Annotated in this window: 15 protein-coding genes and 1 pseudogene; 9 read left to right on the forward strand and 7 right to left on the reverse strand. The window is 38.0% G+C overall.

Features of this window, described 5'->3' with window-relative positions:
- The first annotated feature begins 164 nt into the window (after positions 1-164).
- Positions 165-341, forward strand: a complete 177-nt coding sequence (locus OVA16_RS10710) for a histone H1 (protein WP_097132956.1) — start codon at positions 165-167, stop codon at positions 339-341.
- Positions 342-402: 61 nt separating this feature from the next.
- Here the strand turns inward: OVA16_RS10710 and OVA16_RS10715 are convergent, their stop codons facing one another.
- The 3 genes and pseudogenes from OVA16_RS10715 to ligA all read right to left on the reverse strand — a co-directional run bounded on the left by OVA16_RS10715 (position 403) and on the right by ligA (position 3,966).
- Positions 403-684, reverse strand: a complete 282-nt coding sequence (locus tag OVA16_RS10715) for a hypothetical protein (protein ID WP_267759183.1) — start codon at positions 682-684, stop codon at positions 403-405.
- 282 nt (positions 685-966) lie between these two features.
- Positions 967-1,845: a 4-hydroxy-tetrahydrodipicolinate synthase gene (gene dapA / locus OVA16_RS10720; RefSeq protein WP_267759185.1), complete on the reverse strand. Its 879-nt coding sequence runs from the start codon at positions 1,843-1,845 to the stop codon at positions 967-969.
- Positions 1,846-1,933: 88 nt separating this feature from the next.
- Positions 1,934-3,966: pseudogene (gene ligA / locus OVA16_RS10725) on the reverse strand (NAD-dependent DNA ligase LigA).
- Between the two features lie 665 nt (positions 3,967-4,631).
- Here ligA and OVA16_RS10730 point away from each other — a divergent pair.
- The 3 genes from OVA16_RS10730 to OVA16_RS10740 all read left to right on the forward strand — a co-directional run bounded on the left by OVA16_RS10730 (position 4,632) and on the right by OVA16_RS10740 (position 9,727).
- Positions 4,632-7,544 carry a DNA gyrase/topoisomerase IV subunit A gene (locus OVA16_RS10730; RefSeq protein WP_267759187.1) on the forward strand — a complete coding sequence of 971 codons (2,913 nt, stop codon included), beginning with the start codon at positions 4,632-4,634 and terminating at the stop codon, positions 7,542-7,544.
- A gap of 421 nt (positions 7,545-7,965) precedes the next feature.
- Positions 7,966-8,592 carry a nicotinamide riboside transporter PnuC gene (gene pnuC / locus OVA16_RS10735; RefSeq protein ID WP_267759189.1) on the forward strand — a complete coding sequence of 209 codons (627 nt, stop codon included), beginning with the start codon at positions 7,966-7,968 and terminating at the stop codon, positions 8,590-8,592.
- Positions 8,593-8,650: 58 nt separating this feature from the next.
- The gene (locus OVA16_RS10740) at positions 8,651-9,727 is read left to right on the forward strand and encodes an acyl-CoA dehydrogenase (RefSeq protein ID WP_267759191.1); all 1,077 of its coding nucleotides are present in this window, start codon (positions 8,651-8,653) and stop codon (positions 9,725-9,727) included.
- A gap of 229 nt (positions 9,728-9,956) precedes the next feature.
- Here OVA16_RS10740 and OVA16_RS10745 read toward each other — a convergent pair whose 3' ends face one another.
- The 4 genes from OVA16_RS10745 to OVA16_RS10760 form a co-directional block, all read right to left on the reverse strand.
- Positions 9,957-11,003: a hypothetical protein gene (locus tag OVA16_RS10745; protein ID WP_267759193.1), complete on the reverse strand. Its 1,047-nt coding sequence runs from the start codon at positions 11,001-11,003 to the stop codon at positions 9,957-9,959.
- Positions 11,004-11,400: 397 nt separating this feature from the next.
- Complete coding sequence (locus OVA16_RS10750) at positions 11,401-12,282, reverse strand: class I SAM-dependent methyltransferase (protein ID WP_267759195.1); 882 nt, start codon at positions 12,280-12,282, stop codon at positions 11,401-11,403.
- Positions 12,283-12,426: 144 nt separating this feature from the next.
- Positions 12,427-13,179, reverse strand: a complete 753-nt coding sequence (locus tag OVA16_RS10755) for an ABC transporter ATP-binding protein (protein ID WP_267759197.1) — start codon at positions 13,177-13,179, stop codon at positions 12,427-12,429.
- Positions 13,176-13,910, reverse strand: a complete 735-nt coding sequence (locus OVA16_RS10760) for an MlaE family ABC transporter permease (RefSeq protein ID WP_138728889.1) — start codon at positions 13,908-13,910, stop codon at positions 13,176-13,178. Before OVA16_RS10760 ends, OVA16_RS10755 begins: the two co-directional genes overlap by 4 nt.
- Positions 13,911-14,045: 135 nt before the next feature.
- Between OVA16_RS10760 and OVA16_RS10765 the strand changes: the two genes are divergently transcribed.
- From OVA16_RS10765 to ispG, 5 genes are all read left to right on the forward strand, one after another.
- The gene (locus OVA16_RS10765) at positions 14,046-14,735 is read left to right on the forward strand and encodes an SDR family NAD(P)-dependent oxidoreductase (protein WP_267759201.1); all 690 of its coding nucleotides are present in this window, start codon (positions 14,046-14,048) and stop codon (positions 14,733-14,735) included.
- 16 nt (positions 14,736-14,751) lie between these two features.
- A complete protein-coding gene (locus OVA16_RS10770; RefSeq protein ID WP_267759203.1) occupies positions 14,752-15,414 on the forward strand; it encodes a PspC domain-containing protein in 663 nt (220 codons plus the stop codon).
- Positions 15,415-15,481: 67 nt separating this feature from the next.
- A complete protein-coding gene (locus OVA16_RS10775) occupies positions 15,482-16,462 on the forward strand; it encodes a LiaF transmembrane domain-containing protein (RefSeq protein ID WP_267759205.1) in 981 nt (326 codons plus the stop codon).
- Between the two features lie 161 nt (positions 16,463-16,623).
- Positions 16,624-17,223, forward strand: a complete 600-nt coding sequence (locus OVA16_RS10780; RefSeq protein WP_267759207.1) for an RDD family protein — start codon at positions 16,624-16,626, stop codon at positions 17,221-17,223.
- A 157-nt stretch (positions 17,224-17,380) separates the two neighbouring features.
- Positions 17,381-19,348, forward strand: coding sequence for a (E)-4-hydroxy-3-methylbut-2-enyl-diphosphate synthase (gene ispG / locus OVA16_RS10785; RefSeq protein ID WP_267759209.1), 1,968 nt, complete (start codon positions 17,381-17,383; stop codon positions 19,346-19,348).
- The last annotated feature ends 28 nt before the right edge of the window (positions 19,349-19,376 follow it).

Raw genomic sequence — 19,376 nt, forward strand, 5'->3', positions numbered from 1 at the left:
TGATATTCAGTTGTTTTGCTGTTTATAAGTAGCACTTTTGTGGAAAAAAAACGCATAAAACCGAATTATTTATTTTGACAAAAATTTTTTTATTAAAATAAACCTCTTACTTTAGTAAGTGAGTATTAATCAAAACCTTAAAAACTAATAGGAGTATTTTTAAAATGAAAAAATTTGCTGAAGTAAAAGCACTAGTAGCAGCTTTAGAAGCTGATGTGGACAAGTTCTATTCTAAATCTAACAGCGCAGCTGGAACACGTGTACGTAAAGGAATGCAAGATTTAAAAAATCTGGCACAAAGTATTCGTTTAGAAGTGCAAGAAACTAAAAACAAAGCTTAATTGCTAGCATTGTAAAAAACAAAAAAAAAGCACCTCTGACCAAGGTGCTTTTTTTGTGATGCTACAATCGTATAAATCTGTGGTCATCTGGATAAGTGCCTTCCTCAAATTTTACCAGTTTTTGTTTTTCAAAAACGAAGAACTTGTACGCTTCAGTGATGTGGTTATAAGTTCTGTAAATTACTGCCGAACTATTTTGGTCACCGTAAACCTGTACCGCTGATTTGTTGAAGCGCTTAAATTCTTGCTCTTCCATTCCGAGTGAAAACTTGGGTTCGTAGTATTGCACTACGTTGCAGCTCATTGTACCTAGTACAATAAGGACTAATAATAATTTTTTCATCTGTGTGTTTTAAGTGTGTACCTAAATATAAGCAATTAATAGGCCTACCAATTACATTTTAATGATATTGCTTGTAACACTTTTATGATTGATTATTTATATAATTTGGAAGCAAACTGATAATATTGGGTCGTCATTTCGAACGCAGAGAGAAATCTGTTATTAATAAATAATCGAATTGCTAGATTTCTCTTCGTTCCTCATCGAAATGACGATAGTTCAAAAAAAGACAGCCCCGATTGAATTCCAATCAGGGCTTTTGTACATTCTTTAAAAGAAAGACTATGCTAAATTTTTCAGTTGCTCTGCAATTGCGGTATCAAGGTTTGTACTTGCTTTAACTAAAGGTAAACGAACATCGTCACCACAAATTCCCAACTGTTTTAAAGCTGCTTTTACACCTACTGGATTACCCTCTGCGAAACATAACCTCGTAAATTCTAGTAAGCTTAAATGTGCTGGAGTAGCTTTAGCAAATTCTCCAGCTAAGCACAATCTAATCATGTCAGAAAACTGTCTTGGTAACGCATTTCCGATTACAGAAATAACGCCAACCGCACCAATAGCCATCATCGGCAAAGCAACAGGGTCATCGCCAGAAATCAACATGAAATCTGCAGGTTTATCTCTCATAATTTGGTTAAACTGATCGAAAGAACCAGCAGCATCTTTAATGCCAATCAAATTCTTGAAATCGTGAGCTAACCGACACGTAGTTTCAGGTGTCATATTGGAACCTGTTCTGCCTGGTACGTTATAAAGTAAAATAGGCAATGCACTAGTTTCACTTAAATATTTGTAGTGCTGATAGATACCTTCTTGGTTTGGTTTGTTGTAATAAGGGCTAACAGAAAGGATAGCACTGTAGCCATTACTTTCGAAAGTCTTAATTTCTTCAGCTACGCTTAACGTATCATTGCCTCCAATACCTGCCACTAAAGGCAAGCGACCGTTGTTAATTTCAGCGGTAAATTCCCACACCTTCTTCTTCTCGTCCTTGCTTAATGTGGCAGTTTCGCCAGTTGTACCTAAAGATACGAGGTATTCTATACCTCCATTAACCAAGTGATTGATCAGGCGTTCTAAACCCTGATAATCTACCGAGCCATCGGTGTTGAAAGGTGTGACCAATGCTACACCTGTTCCGTGAAATTTGTTCATTTTTTTATATTAATTATTGAATTATTGAATGATAGAATTTTGAATGGATTAGCGACATTGCTAATTATTCAATCATTTAATAATTTACTCATTCAGTCATTTCTTTTTTAATCATTTTCGTCAACTCCTCTTCGCTAATTAATTTAATATTCAGCTTGGTGGCTTTTTCTAATTTTGATGGACCCATATTATCGCCAGCAACTAAATAGTCTAGTTTGGCTGAGATGCCACTTAAAATTTTGCCACCGTTTTCCTCAATCAAATTCTTTAACTCGTCTCTACTAAATTTTTCGAAAACGCCCGAAATTACGAATGTTTTTCCATTTAATTTATCGCTTTGAGCCTTATTTGGTGTTTCTTTTATTTCAAAGCACAAACCTGCATCTTTCAATTCGTTTATTTGCAAAATGTTGCTGTTTTGTGCGAAGTATTCGTTAATGCTTTCGGCAATACGCACACCAATTTCGTCGATAGCGGTTAAATCTTCTAAAGAAGCGGCTGCCAGATTATCAATAGTTTTAACTCCTTTAACAAGTTTCTTGGCAACAGTTTCGCCAACGTATCTAATGCCTAAGCCAAACAGTAAAATGCTTTTTCGAAAGGCATTTCTTTAGATTTTTCGATGCCAGCCAACATGTTATCAATAGACTTTTGACCGAAACGTTCAATAGCTTTCAATTCATCTGCTTTTTCGTGAAGCTTGTACAAATCGCTGATGTGCCGAACCAAGCCACGTTTGTAAAAAGTTTCTATAGTTTCATCGCCTAAACCATCAATATTCATCGCTTTGCGGCCTATAAAGTGCTGAATTTTTCCAACAATTTGTGGGCCACAACCCTCATCATTAGTGCAATAGTAAGCAGCTTCGCCTTCTTTACGAATCAAGGGCGTACCGCATTCAGGGCAATTTTCAATAAAGTGAATGGCCTTGGTGTCAGGTTTTCTCAGCTCTAAATTTACCTTAATGATTTTCGGAATGATTTCGCCGCCCTTTTCTACCCAAACGGTGTCGCCTTCATGTAAATCTAAACGGGTAATTTCGTCTGCATTGTGCAGGGTTGCCCGTTTTACGGTCGTTCTGGCTAAAACTACAGGCTTTAAATTGGCAACTGGCGTAACTGCGCCAGTACGCCCAACTTGATAAGATACTTTCTCTAAAACGGTTTGTACCTCTGCAGCTTTGTATTTGTAAGAAATGGCCCATCGGGGCGATTTAGCTGTAAAACCCAATTCCTGTTGCTGCGCATAACTATTTACTTTAATTACTATGCCATCAATATCGTAGCTTAGCTTAAAACGTTCGGTGTCCCAATAATGGATAAAATCTAAAACCTCATCTATATGTCTAGCTAGCTTGGTATGCTCACAAACATGAAACCCCCAGCTTTTTACTGCTTCTAAACTATCCCAGTGCGTTTTGAAGAACTGTTTTTCTGTATATAAACCGTACAAGAAACAATCTAACGGGCGTTTTTTTACTTCTTTTGAGTCTTGCATTTTCACGGTTCCGGCAGCAAAATTTCGCGGATTGGCGTAAGGTACTTCTCCAAGTTCCTCACGTTCTTTATTTAAACGTTCAAAAGCTGCTCGGTGCATAAAAACTTCGCCTCTTATTTCAAAAGTCTCTGGTACGTCAGTGGCTTTTACTTTATGCGGAATAGAATGAATGGTTTTGATGTTGGCTGTTACCTCATCGCCTTGCGTACCATCTCCACGAGTTACGGCACGAGTAATGATGCCATTTTCGTAAGTGATGCTCATCGATAAACCATCGAATTTCAATTCACAAACGTATTCGAAATTGTCGCCAATAGCTTTGCGAACACGCTCATCAAAATCTCTCAGGTCTTGCTCGTTGTAAGTATTACCTAGTGACAGCATGGGCCATTTATGTCTTACCGTATTAAAGGTTTTGGTGATATCGCCACCTACTTTTTGGGTAGGAGAATTGGGATCGGCAAATTCTGGATTTTCCTTCTCCAGTTGAGCCAATTCTTCCAATTTCTTGTCGAATTCGTAATCGGCAACGGTTGGCATAGCCAAAACATAATAGTTATAAGTGTGCTGGTTAAGCTCGGCTACCAGCGCATCCATTTGTTCTTTTATCGAAAATAGAGACATGATACGAAGATAAGGAGTTGGCGGATTGTTTGATGGTTAAATTGAGAAATTATTGCGATTTAGAAAAGCAGTGCTATTGCTACTATAAAAATGTGAGCCCCGTTATTCGCTACAAGGTTTAGTCCATTTGTCTTCGGCAAGCTCAAACTTCACGAACTAAACGCTTTTCGCTGCTACCGGGTTTAAATTGGTTGTGGCGGTGCTGCTATTAGCTTTGACAAACCTTTAGCAAACGGAATAAAGGTTTGTCAAGGTTCATAGTAGTACAAACCTTTGTTTTCTGCTGGTTTTTGCAAGTTGGGCATAAGCTTTTACAAGCCTTTGGCAAACGGGATATAGGTTTGTCAAAGTTCATGGTAGCACAGACCTTTGTTGATTAAACCCGATAAAAGTGTAAATACTTTTTGGAGCGTCATTTCGAACGTAGAGAGAAATCTGTTACATAGAAGCAATTTACTGCTTTCTGCGTTGGAAATGATGGCAGCAGAACACAAAAAGATTGTAACGATTAGCGGGACTTTCGGAAGCGAAAAATTACTGCCCTAGCTTTTCTAATCAGTCAGCTTGTTGTAAACCAAAAACTTAACGACAATTGTTAAAAACTTCTGTCGTAAAAATGGGCTTCAAGTCTTATATTTACGCATCCCATAAACTTTTTTTAGCACATGAGTGAAGAACTGGACGATTTAAACGAAACCAATTTACCCGAAGACCAAGATAGCGAAAGCCGTGTTGAAGAGCAAAAACACACGGTTATTCCAATTAATGGCTTATACGAAAACTGGTTTTTAGATTATGCTTCGTATGTAATTCTAGATAGGGCCGTACCGCACATTAACGATGGTTTTAAACCCGTACAGCGCCGTATTATGCACTCGTTAAAGGAGATGGACGATGGCCGTTTTAACAAAGCTGCCAACGTGATTGGAAATACGATGAAGTACCACCCGCATGGGGATGCCTCTATTGGGGATGCGATGGTACAAATTGGCCAAAAAGATTTATTGATTGACTGTCAGGGTAACTGGGGCGACCCGATTACCGGCGACAGTGCCGCTGCACCACGTTACATCGAAGCTCGCCTGTCGAAGTTTGCGAACGATGTGGTTTTTAATGCAGATACTACCATTTGGTCGTTAAGTTACGATGGGCGTAATAACGAGCCGGTAACTTTGCCAGTGAAGTTTCCGTTATTGTTGGCGCAGGGAGCAGAAGGTATTGCCGTAGGTTTGGCCACCAAGATTATGCCACATAACTTTAACGAGTTGTTGGATGCTTCTATTGAAGTTTTGAGAGGCGTGCGTCCAAACATTCTGCCCGACTTTTTTACGGGAGGTATGGCCGATTTTTCGAACTATAACGAAGGTCAGCGTGGTGGTAAAATTAGGGTGCGTGCTAAAATTACCGAAAGGGATAAAAAGACCCTGGTGATTACCGAAATTCCATACAGTACCACCACAGGTTCTTTGATTGATAGTGTGTTGTCTGCCAATGATAAAGGCAAAATCAAAATCAAGAAGATTGAAGATAACACCGCTGCAAATGTAGAAATTGTGGTGCATTTGGCACCAGGTATTTCTCCTGACGTAACCATAGATGCGCTATATGCTTTCACCAATTGTGAGGTTTCTATATCACCAAATACTTGTGTAATTAAGGATGATAAACCTCATTTTTTAAGCGTAAACGATATTTTAGAGCAAAATACAAAGTTTACCAAAGCTTTATTAAAGCAAGAACTGGAAATTCGTTTGCATGAGTTGCAAGAACGTGTGTTCTTTAGTTCGCTACTGAAAATTTTCATCCAAGAAGGGATGTACAAGAACCCAGAATACGAAAATTCTGGTGATTTTGATACGGTTGTGCAAGTGTTACATCGTTTGTTTGATCCGTTCAAAGCTTCTTTATATCGCGAAATACAGCCGGAAGATTTCAAAAAGCTAATCGACAAGCCGATGAGTAGCATCACTCGTTTTGATGTGAAAAAGGCAGATGAGATGATGAAAGCTTTGGAAGATGAGATGAAAACCGTAAGAGGTCATCTGCGCCATTTAACGGATTACACGATTGCTTGGTTCGAAAAAATTAAAGCTAAGTACGGTAAAGGGCGTGAGCGTAAAACTGAGATTAGGTTATTTGATAGGGTAGAAGCGGCTAAAGTGGCGCTGGCCAACGTGAAACTGTACATGAACCGTGAGGATGGTTTTATTGGTACTGGTTTAAAAAAGGATGAGTTTGTAGGTGACTGTTCAGATATTGATGAGATCATCGTTTTCCGTGAGGATGGACGTTTTATTGTAACCAAAGTGGCCGATAAAACTTTCGTAGGTAAGCATATTATCCATGCTCAAGTTTTTAAGAAAGGCGATGAGCGTACGGTGTACAACATGATTTACAAAGACGGTGGTAGCGGAATTAGCTATATCAAACGTTTTTCTGTTTTAGGGGTAACCCGCGATAAAGAGTACGATTTGACTAAAGGCACCAAAGGCTCCAAAGTGTTATACTTTACAGCTAATCCAAACGGCGAGGCCGAGGTAGTTTCGGTACAACTGAAACCTCATTCGAAGCTGAAAAAACTGGTTATCGACATAGATTTTGCCAATGTGGCTATCAAAGGCCGCAGTTCTATGGGTAATATTGTAGTGAAATTTCCAATTAAAAAAGTGCTGTTAAAAACCAAAGGGATTTCTACTTTGGCGGGCATTAAAATTTGGTACGATGATATCTTAAAACGTTTAAATGTTGACGGTAGAGGCAAGTATTTAGGCGAGTTTGATGGCGATGATAAGATTTTGCAAGTATACGAGAATGGAACTTACGAACTGAGTACCTTCGAGCTGAGCAACCACTTTGATCCGGGTATTGTTTTAATGCAGAAGTACAACCCAGAGCATGTGTATGGTGTGGTGCATTACGATGGCAAAGCTAAAAATTATTTCGTAAAACGATTTGTATTTGAAGTGCAGCCCGTGGGGAAAGTAGTGAGTTTCATTAGTGAAGAAAACGGCTCTAAAATGGTTTTCATTACAGGTAAAACCGATGCCAAGCTAACCGTTGATGTAGAAAAAGGTAAAACTAAAACTCCTGAAACTTTAGAGCTAGAACTGGCGAGCTTAATTGATGTAAAGGGTTGGAAAGCTAATGGAAACCGATTGACACCACATACGGTAAAAAAAGTTGCTTTGGTTGATGCTGAGCTAGAAATTGGTTTAACGGAGCTGGAGGAGTCGCATTTTGAAGTAACCGAAGTGCACAGTGACCCCGCAACAAATGGAGAAGAAGATGATAGCGACGTTGAAGCGGTTAATGAAATTCATGTTAACGAAGTAACTCCAGAGGCCAATGAAGAAAGCCCTACTTTTGAAGCTTCTGAGGAGCCTAAGAAACCGAAACCTAGTTTTAAATCTGCTGCTAAACCTTTAGTGGTAGAAGAACCGAAGAAGGAAGAGGTTAAAACGGAAGCCGAAAGTGAAAAACCAGCTGAGCCTATTGTGCAGAAAAAGAAAATATCATTCGAGATTACTAATCCGGGAGATATTAAGATAGATGATAAAGGGCAGGGGTCGTTGTTTTAAAACTCAGTCTTTCATTGCCTCTCGCTTTGCATTGATATGTTTTCTACTAAGACTTACGAAGTTTTTAAAACTTCGTAAGTCTCCAATCGCCATATTTTTATATCTTTGCCCAACTCAAAGGGGTGCTTGTTAAATACCCAATATTTTTAGCAGGCTGAGATTATACCCATTTTGGAGGCATAAGCTTAAAAGCTTAGGGAGTAAGGTTTTTACCTCACGCCTTAACTTTAAACCTTATACCTTTCAAAAGCACCTGATGCGGATAATACCGACGTAGGGATTTATTTAGAGGTTTAAGCCAATTACTGTTTCGCCCTGAAAGCAGTTTTCAATGATTTTATTTTGAATTTACGGCATGCTAAGGCTCAACGCCCAACGCTATCCGCTAAACTATTAATCGCCTTTTGGCAAAATATTGAGAATGGAAATTCAGGAATATCTTCGCTTGTTTGTGGAGCAGGTTAGGGCAACATCTATTTTAGAGTGGTTGGCCGTAGGTTTTGGCATTACCGAAGTATTATTAGCCAAGCGCAACCATATTGGTTTGTACCCAATGGGTATCATAGCTATATTGTTATCGCTTTATTTAAAGCTCAACGCTAAATTATATGCCGAAAGCTTATTGAGTATGTACTACTTGGTCATGAGTATTTATGGCTGGGTAATTTGGTCAAAGCGGAAAGCAAACAAACAGGCTGCTTTGCCAGTAAGTTGGACTACCAAAAAAGAACTGCAAATTGCCTTTGCCATCGCCATTGGCGGATACTTTATCTTATACTTTGCTTTAATCAACTTTACAGATTCTGATGTACCTATTTTAGATGCTTTTGTCTCGTCTGTGGCTTGGGCCGGGATGTGGCTTTTAGCCCGTCGTAAAATAGAAAACTGGATCTTTCTAAACGTTTCAAATATTGTTGCCATCCCACTCATGTGGCATAAAAACTTTGTGATGTTTGCTTTGCTCACGCTATTTTTATTTATCGTAGCTATTTTTGGCTATTTCGACTGGAAGAAAATCTATAAAAAACAATTATTAAGTAAAAAGTAAAAAGTAAAAAGTAAAAAGTCTAGTGCTTATTGCACAAATCTCAATACTCATATCTGAAATGGAACAACTTACACCAACTTGGCAAGAAGCCATTTTGAAATTAGCACCTCAATCTGAAGCTTTAGGAGAACTACATCCAGATGTTTTGGAAATTGCCTATGAGCAAGAGTGGTTTAAACTTTATGTACCTATAGCTTACGGTGGGCCAGGTAAAAAACTGCCAGAAATTTTAAGATTGGAAGAAGATTTGGCCTACGTAGATGGTAGCACAGCGTGGACGGTTACCCTTTGTAGTGGCGCTGGTTGGTTTGCTGGCTTCTTAGATGAGGAACTGGCTAAAGAGGTTTTTGCAGATAGAAAGGTTTGTTTCGCTGGCAGTGGTGCTGTTGGCGGTACGGCTCAAAAAACAGTAAATGGTTACCGCATAAACGGACATTGGAAATATGCCAGCGGTGCTTTACATGCTACTATTTTTACTGCAAATTGCGTGTTGCAAGATGAAAGTGGAGAGTATGTTTTGGATGAACACGGAAATCAGGTTGTTAAATCTTTTATCTTAAAAAGAGATGAAGTAGCAATACAATCTGGTTGGTCTTATTTTGGCTTGGTAGCTACAGGCAGCCATGCTTTTGATGTACATAATGTTGAAGTTCCTGCTAATCGTTCTTTTAAAATTAATGAACCAAAAGTTGCTGATGAAGGTTTTGATTATCCTTTTTTACAATTGGCAGAAACTACTTTGGCTGTTAACAGTTTGGGTATGGCTCGTCGATTTTTAGACTTAGTTAACGATAGCTTCTTTAATCGTTCGGGCTTTAAAAGATACACGCCAGCACAAGTTTCGTTTTTTGAGGACGAATTGATGAAATGTAAGCATACCTTAAGTACTATTCGAGAGCATTTTTACGAAGCATTTGATACGTCTTGGCATCAGCTAATTTATGAAGGAGAAATTGATGAAGCCTTGCTGAGCGATGTGAGTAGATTAAGCAGAGCCTTGGCTCATCAATCTAGAAGGGTGGTGGATACTTTATATCCTTACGCTGGTTTAGAGGCCGCAAAACGAGAAACAGAATTGAATAGGGTTTGGCGGGATTTACATACTGCTAGTCAGCATGCGCTGTTGACTTTTTAGCTTGCTCATCCCAGCGTCTTTTCAACTGGAGTGCAAAGAAATGGAGAAATCTTTGAATTTTCTGTTATAGACAAAACATTTTTGCTCTTCGTACTTTTTGTTTTAGCAGTCGATTTATTGTAAAGTTGCTAGATTTCTCCTCGTTCCTCGTAGAAATGACGACAAGCCCACAAAATAAAAAAGGTGCTGAAAATTAATTCAACACCTTTTTTATATAAGACAAAGCTGTCTATTGATATTGAATGTAGATTGGTCTCGGTTTTAACTTAACCAACTCTTCTGGTGTCATTAACCTGTTTGGTGCTTTTTTCAAATCGTTTTTATAGAATAATTTAAAGCCAGTAAACTGTACAGGTTCGCTGTAAATAAAATGACGGTAAGTACCTAATTTCAAATCTGGTTCGCCCCAACCATCCATGTGCATTACCACTTGTACTTCTGGACGTAATTTGATATTTTGAGAATTGGTAACCATCTTTTTAGTAAAACGGTGCACCACAAATACCTTTGGAGGTAAATTGTATTTTTTTACCAAATTAGCCAGGTAACCAGAAACATAGTTGATTTCGCTAGCATCGTAGGTTCCAATTTTTCTCCCTGGTAATACTCCACCTTTCATCGAAAATTCTGGGTCAATTCCTAAATGTACGTTAGGCATCATTAAATATTTTTCTAATAAAGGTAGTTCTGCTTGAATGGTACTTAATGCCACTTGAATATCTAAAAACACAATCATGTTTTTGCGCATTTTGGCAATGGTTAAAACCGAGTCGATATGTTTAAAGGGCATGCGGTTACGGTATTTTCCATCTTTGCCAGGATCGCCGGCAGCAACAACAGCAATATAATGCAATGCAGGTTGTACAGGCGTAGAAGGGTCGGCTTTATTCCATTTAGCTACCTCTTTATCTAGCATATTAAGCATGGTTTTAGGTTCGTATTCGCCCAAAGCCCCCATTTTTTTAGAGTAAAGGTTTCCATAATAGCACACAATACGTTTAAAAGGTAGTATAGCTCCATCTAGCGGAATAGGCTGGTTTTTTACTGGCCATTTGCCTGTGGTATCGCCATTGGCATTTGCCTTAACCAATTCATTGTACTTGGCGCTATCAACTGGAGTAATGGTGGTAACTTCTTCTTCAGTAGCTATGGTAGAGTCAGCCCCTTTTACGCCATTTTGGCCTTTTTTGTCTTTGGCATCAGAGGTGCAATGGGTAAATGTACATACGGTAGCTCCAGCTACCAAAACCATGCTTGCTATCTTGGTTAATTTCATTCTATTTAATTGGTTTTTTAGTTAAATGTTTTCAAAGGTATCTGCTTTCACAGTTGATATGTTCAAATTTCAAAAATACATCATTTGCTATAAGTAGCTAATCATACTTATCAACATTAAAAATAAAAAAATACATGTAATATCAAAAAATTGTTTTTCAGGCAATTATCGTGAAAATTGAAAAAATTCTAATAATTATTTATAATTAGTCTAAATAATTATTAATATTGTAGTGTAATCCTGCTAAAATAACTAGCACGGATTTATTCAGCTCAATTATTAATAGTTTGTTTTGTTTAGGGATGGCCTTCATGGATTTGGAGGCTTCTCTTTTATTTCCTAAATGATGTTCACAAGTGAATTTGGGGATAGGCTAAAAAATATGTTCTGGTTAGATTTAAGTAGTTCTGAACTTACCAAACACACCCAAAGGTAATTTGATACCAGAAGTAGCTTGTAAGAAAAGCTCTCCAGTTTCTAAATTAGTTACTTGAGGGAAAGAAGTTTTAATCAAGTTTTCTACAATTACAGAAGAGAAACCTAAGGAGTAGGTATTTAAGATTAAAAAATGCTCTTGTGGATCTAACAACTGCACTACATCTTGCATCATCTCTTGGATATGGTCTTCCAGTTTCCATTTTTCGCCATTAGGACCGTGACCATAAGCCGGTGGATCTAGTATAATACCGTTGTATTTTTTGCCACGCTTCAATTCTCTTTTCACAAATTTCAAGGCATCTTCTACTACCCAACGCACATCTTTCAATTTAGAAAGCTCTTGGTTTTCGTTAGCCCAATTTACTACTTGCTTAATCGAATCTACATGTGTGGTATCAGCACCTGCTGCTTTAGCTATTAAAGAAGCAGCGCCAGTGTAGGCAAAAAGGTTCAATACTTTTGGCGTAGGTGTTTTAAAGCTTTTGATAGAAGAGGAAATATAATCCCAATTTACCGCTTGCTCTGGAAAAACACCTACATGCTTAAACGAAGTTAAACCCAAACGAAGGTTAATGCTTACCTCGTTGTTTTGGTAGTTTACATTCCAACGATCTGGAACACTTTTATTATGTCGCACCCATTCGCCACTGGTAGCCGAGCGGCCACGGAAAGTAATGTGCGCTCTTTTCTTCCACTCTTCTGCAGACATAACTTTTTTCCAAACTGCTTGAGGTTCTGGCCTAGATAAAACCAAATTGCCGAAGCGTTCTAATTTTTCAAAATCGCCGCAATCAATTAATTCGTAATCTTTCCAGTGGGTTGGTGTAAGCAGTTGTATCATGTAGTATTATCTAATTCGTCATTGCGAGGCACGAAGCAATCTTAATGCGAGAGTTTGTAAATTGCCAGATATTTCATTTAGTAAATGATAATATATCAATATCATATACGTTTGAAATGACGACAGAAGGCAAAGGTAAGAATTTTAAAATTTATCTTTCGCAGCCTTCATAAAACGGCTGGCAAATACAAAGTCATTAAGCTCAACGATATCAGTTTTGGCAATCTCTTTATTAGAACCTTCCCAAAACTTCTTGCCTTCGTGTAAGAACATAATGTAATCGCCAATGCCCATTACCGAGTTCATATCGTGGGTAACTACTATGGTCGTGGTATTGTATTCTTCCGTAATCTCTTTGATCAATTCATCAATAACGATAGAAGTTTTTGGATCTAAGCCAGAGTTTGGCTCGTCGCAGAAAAGGTATTTCGGGTTCATGGCAATAGCACGGGCAATACCTACGCGTTTCTTCATGCCTCCAGATAATTCTGCAGGGAAAAGTTTGTTCTTTCCATCCAAGTTTACTCTATCTAGACAGAAATTAACGCGGTCTAATTTTTCACTTCTAGATTGGTCTGTAAACATGTTCAAAGGAAACATGATATTTTCCTCTACGGTCATCGAATCGAAAAGGGCAGAACCTTGAAAAAGCATACCAATTTCTTTCCTGATCTCTATACGTTCTTCAGTATTTAACTGTGTGAAATCTCTGTCGTCGTAGGTTACACTGCCTTGCTCTGGGTGGTGTAAGCCAATCATGCACTTTAAAAGTGTAGTTTTTCCAGAACCCGAGCCACCAATAATTAAGTTGGTAATTCCGGGCTTAAACTTTCCTGAAATCCCTTTTAAAACTTCGTTATCGCCAAACGATTTATGTATATCCTTAATCTCGATCATAACATTAATTGGGTTACAATGTAATCGCAGGCTAAAATGCTGATACAGCTTACCACTACAGCACGTGTACTTGCTTGTGCCACTTCTAAAGCACCGCCTTTAACATAAAAACCTTCGTAAGCCGGTACCGATGTGATAATGAAACCAAAAACGAACGCCTTAACCAAAGCTACAGAGATGGTAAAAGGGTTAAAGTCTGTAGTAATACCTTGAATATATTCTGCAGGAGAAACTGCACCTGATAAAGTACCACCTAAATATCCACCAGTAATGCTTAATACCATAGAAATGATAACCAAAACGGGTACCATGGTAATACCAGCGATAATTTTAGGTAAAATCAGATATCCTGGTGCATTGATACCCATAATTTCTAAAGCATCAATTTGTTCTGTTACCCTCATGGTGCCAATTTCTGATGAAATAGCCGAACCAATTTTTCCAGCCAGTACAATAGCACTGATGGTTGGACTAAGCTCTAAAATAGACGAGTCGCGGTTTACAGAACCAATAATCGTTTTAGGGATAAAATCACTTACCAACTGGAAAGCAATCTGTAAAGTCATTACCGCTCCAATAAATGTAGAAATGATACTGATTAGCCCTAGAGAGCCTACGCCAATGAAATCCATCTGTTGAAAAATGGCTTTCATGTATATTTTCATTTTTTCGGGCCTTTTAAACGCTGCTTTAAGCAACAAGATATATCGGCCAAAATTGGTAAAGTTCATTTAGTAAACGATTTGTTTATTTAACTCAATATTATACAAAGAAACAACAAAAATGTTCTGGCAAGCGCTAATTATTGAAAAAATATTATGGATTGAAATATTATTACCTTTTTTGCAATTACAAATTATGCGGATATGAGAGCAATTATTACAGGAGCAACCAAGGGAATAGGCAAAGCAATAGCTGTAGCATTAGCAAAAAAGGGATATGACATTATCGGCTGTGCCAGAAACGAAGTTGAGCTGGCTAGTTTTGAGACCGAGATGAAAAGTTATGATGTAGACGTATTGGCTATCAAGGCTGATTTGGGTAAAAAAGTAGAAGTGCAGGATTTTATAGCAAAGGCAATAACTTTTGCGCCACAGGTAGATGTTTTAGTAAATAACGTGGGTGTTTTTTATCCGGGAAGTTTGCTGGATGAAGCCGATGATGTTTTTGAAATGCAGCAGCAAACCAATGTAAATGCTACTTATTATATCGCCAAAAGCATAGGTAAATTGATGCGTGAGCAAAGTTTTGGGTATATTTTTAACATCTGCTCGGTAGCTAGTAAAATGCCCGTAGAAAATGCTGGAAGTTACAGTGTAACAAAAGCAGCGATGTTAAGTCTTAATAATGTATTGCGAAAGGAATTGGCGCCATACCACGTAAAGGTTACTGCAATTATTCCGGGTGCTACCTATACTGCTTCATGGGAAGGAACAACCCTAGATAAAGCGAAATTTGTACAACCAGAAGATGTTGCAAAGGCCATAGACACCATTTTAAGTTTAAGTGATGGTACAAATGTGGATGAGCTGACCATAACCCCTTCCAATTTTTAAGAAAGGAGAGATACAAATGGAAAAGAAACTATATAGAAACGAACATGACAAAGCAGTAGCGGGGGTAGCTTCGGGCTTAGCCGATTATATGCAAATTGACGTAACCATTGTTAGGCTGTTGTTTGTATTAACTACCATTTTTTTGGCAGGTAGCGGCATATTGGCCTATATTGTTTTATGGATTGTAGCACCAGTAAACAATGACCCGGCGGTAAAGTATCAGAAGTTTAAAGATTACTACCAACAAAATCCCGTAGGAGGCTCGGTGTTTAATTCGCCAGAGGCTTTTGGTAATCCAGCACAACAAGCACAACAAACCAAATGGAATACACCAAATGCAGATAGCTTTTCTAAGTTTGAACCAAAACCAGTAAAAACTAACGACTCAGGTAAAACAGTAGTAGGCTTAATATTATTGGTGCTTGGTGTTTATTTCTTATTAAGACAGCTTGATTTTGTTCCAGAATGGTTTAATATCTTTAAAATATATAAGTTATGGCCTTTGGCAATTGTTGCTTTGGGTGTAAGCTTAATTTTTAAAAACCAACGCAAAAACGAATGGGAAACGTTTAAAAAAACCACAGAAGAAGCACAAAATAAGCGAGAAAGCGAAGATGTTGTACATGACCAACAAGGTTCTTCATCTGTTAATGATGTTTCAAACGAGAACAAATATTAACTTCTGGTTAGCGGTTAACCAACAATTAAACAATTAAACAATTAATCAATTTAACAATTAACCTGAAATGAAATACGAAAGAATAATTTGGGGAGTGCTGTTGCTTTTTGTGGGCGGCGTACTTTTGCTAGAAAACTTAAATGTGATAGAGTTTTACTGGAGAAACGTGTGGGGCTTTTGGCCAATATTCTTAATTATTGGTGGCGTAAACTTGCTCTTAAATAGAAATGGTTCGCAAACAGGCAGTATCGTTTCGCTTGCTATATTAATTATAACTTTATCGCTCCTTTTTATTAAAGGACAAAAAAAGCCACAACATAGCAGTTGGATTGGGTTTTGGCGAGATAAAAACATAGATGCCGATATCAACTGGGAAGATGAGCATAATGGAGGCCGTAAATTTGACGGTGTGAAATTTTCGGAAGTGCTTAATACCGCCGATACCGCCAAGAAGACCATCCTCAATTTATCGGGTGGTGGTACTTCTTTTAAATTAAATGAAACTACCGATAGCTTGTTTGAAGCAAGCGTGAACAAAAAGAAGGGAAATTTCTCGCTTACCAAAACTACTACAGATACGACCAATACTTTAACCTTTAAAATGAACGACAGACATTATAAAGGCAACAAAAACAATTGGACATTTAATGCTGGAGGTAACGAAGTAGACGTTCGCATCAACACAACGCCGCAATGGACCATGAATTTAAGTATGGGAGCTGGCGAGCTGGATTTTGATTTAACCAAGTTTAAAATTAGAACATTGAATTTTGACGGTGGCGCTGCAGATTTAAAAATCAAAATAGGAGACTTGCTTCCAATAGCTGATGTAAATGTGAAAACTGGTGTAGCCAATGTAGAAATTAAAGTGCCTGCTAACTCTGGCTGTAGAATTAAAACCCACACAGGCTTAGCTTCTAAAGATTTCAAAGGTTTTGTGAAAAAAGACGATGGCTACTACGAAACACCTAACTACAACACTTCTAAAAATAAGGTCTTTATTAAATTGGATGGTGGTTTAAGTAACTTCGAAGTAGACACTTACTAGGTTAAAAGTTGAGCAAAGCGAAATCCTGAAAATCGGGATAAAAAGTAGAAAACTTCTAATGAGCCAAACTTATTAGGAGTTTTTTATTTGTAGCACTCAACTTTATTTACCTTTATACTTTCAGCAATTTAACAATTACACAGTTTAAACAATTAACCATTTTGTACACCATTGTTGTAAAAGGTAAACCGCAAGGGCCTTATTCTTTAGAAGAACTGAGAAAACTGGAGATATTTCCAGATACGTTTGTAAGGAAGCCCGGTATGGACGACTATAAAGAAGCCCATGAAATAGAAGAGCTTCGGCAACTTTTTGGATTTTTACAACCCAAACATACCCCTCAGTATTTTGCCAGTTTCGATCAGCGTTTAATGGCATTTGCGATAGATTACTTTTTTATTACTCTTTTTTATGCAATTGTTATGGCCGTAACCATAGTTTTTGTGGAAGAAAAGGAAAAGCGGATAATTATAGTAACTGTTGGTTTTGGTTTAATTTCCCTCACTAAATTTATTTATGATATAATTGCCGATTGTTCTAAAATGCAAGGTACAATAGGTAAGAAATTAATGGATATTAAGGTAACCGATGATCACGGCGTGAGGTTAACCTTTGCCTCATCGCTGGTTAGAAATTTATCTAAAATTATATCAAATGCCACTTTAGGGTTTGGCTATATCTATTGTTTTTTTAATAAAAAGAACCAATGTTTGCACGATGTAATTGCTGGAACGCTAGTGACAAAGGATAGATTACTTTAATAAGGCAATAGGTATCAGTGGTTAGTAGTCAGTTGGTTTTAAAACTTTTACTTTCGACTTCTCTTGATGTCAAATTTATTTTTAAACTCATTTTCCTAATACCTACCCCTTGATTACTAATCCCTAATTTCAAACTTTTGACTTACCTTTGTACATCATGCAAAAAGAAGCGATTTTGTTAAACGGTGGTTATTGCAACAGCTTAACCCAATATTCGAGATTTGTAACACGAGAAGTACAGATAGGAGATACACCAATGGGTGCTCATCATCCTATTCGTGTGCAGTCAATGACCACCACCGATACCATGGACACCATTGGAACGGTAGAACAAACTATTCGCATGGTAGAAAGCGGTTGTGAATATATTCGTATTACGGCGCCAAGCATTAAAGAAGCCGAAAATCTGGGCAATATTAAGAAAGAATTGCGTTTGCGGGGATATAATGTCCCTCTAGTGGCCGATATTCATTTTACCCCAAATGCTGCTGAAGTTGCCGCTCGTATTGTAGAAAAAGTACGTGTTAATCCTGGTAACTACGCAGATAAAAAGAAATTCGAAAGCATAGATTATACCGATGCAGCATACCAAGCCGAGCTGAACCGAATTTATGATAAATTTTCGCCATTGGTAAAAATTTGTAAAGAATATGGAACAGCCATGCGTATTGGCACAAATCACGGTTCTTTGTCTGATAGGATCATGAGCCGTTATGGCGATACACCACTTGGAATGGTAGAATCTGCAATGGAATTTATCCGCATGTGCGAAGATTTGAATTACTACAATTTAGTGATTTCGATGAAAGCTAGTAATACCCAAGTGATGGTGCAAGCTTACCGCTTATTGGTGCAAACCATGGTTAAAGAGGGGATGAACTATCCTTTGCATTTAGGTGTAACCGAAGCCGGCGATGGCGAAGATGGACGGATCAAATCTGCAGTAGGTATTGGCACTTTATTGGCCGATGGTTTGGGAGATACCATTAGAGTTTCCTTAACTGAAGATCCAGAGTTTGAAGCGCCGGTGGCTAGAGCATTGGCTAATCGTTTTGAAAAGTCGAGAAGTTTGAAAGTCGGAACGTTAGAAAGCGAGCTCATAACTCATAACCCACAACTCGTAACCTACAACCCCTTCCAATACCACAGAAGAACCACTACAGAAGTAGAAAACCTAGGTGGCCATCAAGTACCAAGAGTAATCATCAACCTAGAAAAGGAAAACTTAAAAGACCCAGCTATTTTAAATGCGGTAGGTTTTAATTATTCGGCTCTGCTAGACAAGTACAACCTTAGCGACCAAGCTTGTGATATGGTTTATTTGGGCGATGCCTTACCTTCATTCTCTTTCCCGGGAGGATTAAAACAACTCTACAATTACCAAACTTGGTTAGGTTTGGCAGATCAGCAAAATTGTCATCCATTGTTTAATCTAGCTGATTTTAGAAGTGCGGAAGTTAAAGATGATAAGTTGAACTTCGTGAAAGTTTTAGCTGAAGATTTAGAAGTTGAACAATTAATAGGTTTAGATAAGGTGGTTCTCATGCTAACAACAGCGGCAGAAAATGCGATGCAAACCATCCGCCATGCTTTTACTAAGTTACTGGCAGCAGATTTAAAAATTCCAATAATTATCGAACGTAATTTCGATGGGTTGAGCTTAGAAGATTTTCAATTGTATAGCTCTACCGATTTAGGTGGTTTATTGATCGATGGTTTTGGCGATGGTATTTTTATCAATGCCGATGGAATTTCTTTGTCGGTAATTAACTCCACTTCTTTCGGTATTTTACAAGCTACACGTACCCGAATTTCGAAAACTGAATATATCTCTTGCCCAAGCTGCGGTCGTACTTTGTTCGATTTGCAAGAAACCACCCAAGCCATTAGAGCGAGAACATCTCACCTCAAAGGCATTAAAATTGGCATTATGGGTTGCATTGTTAATGGTCCGGGAGAAATGGCTGATGCCGATTATGGTTACGTAGGTGCTGGTGTAGATAGAATTACGCTTTACCGCGGACAAGAAGTGGTAAAGAAAAACGTAAAAACTGCCAATGCCATAGATGAATTGATCGGTATTATTCAGGAAGATGGGAATTGGATACCTCCAGTTGGCAGTTAATAGTTTTCAATTTTCCGCTTGTACAAAT

It is taken from the genome of Pedobacter sp. SL55 (genome assembly GCF_026625705.1).
GTDB lineage: Bacteria > Bacteroidota > Bacteroidia > Sphingobacteriales > Sphingobacteriaceae > Pedobacter.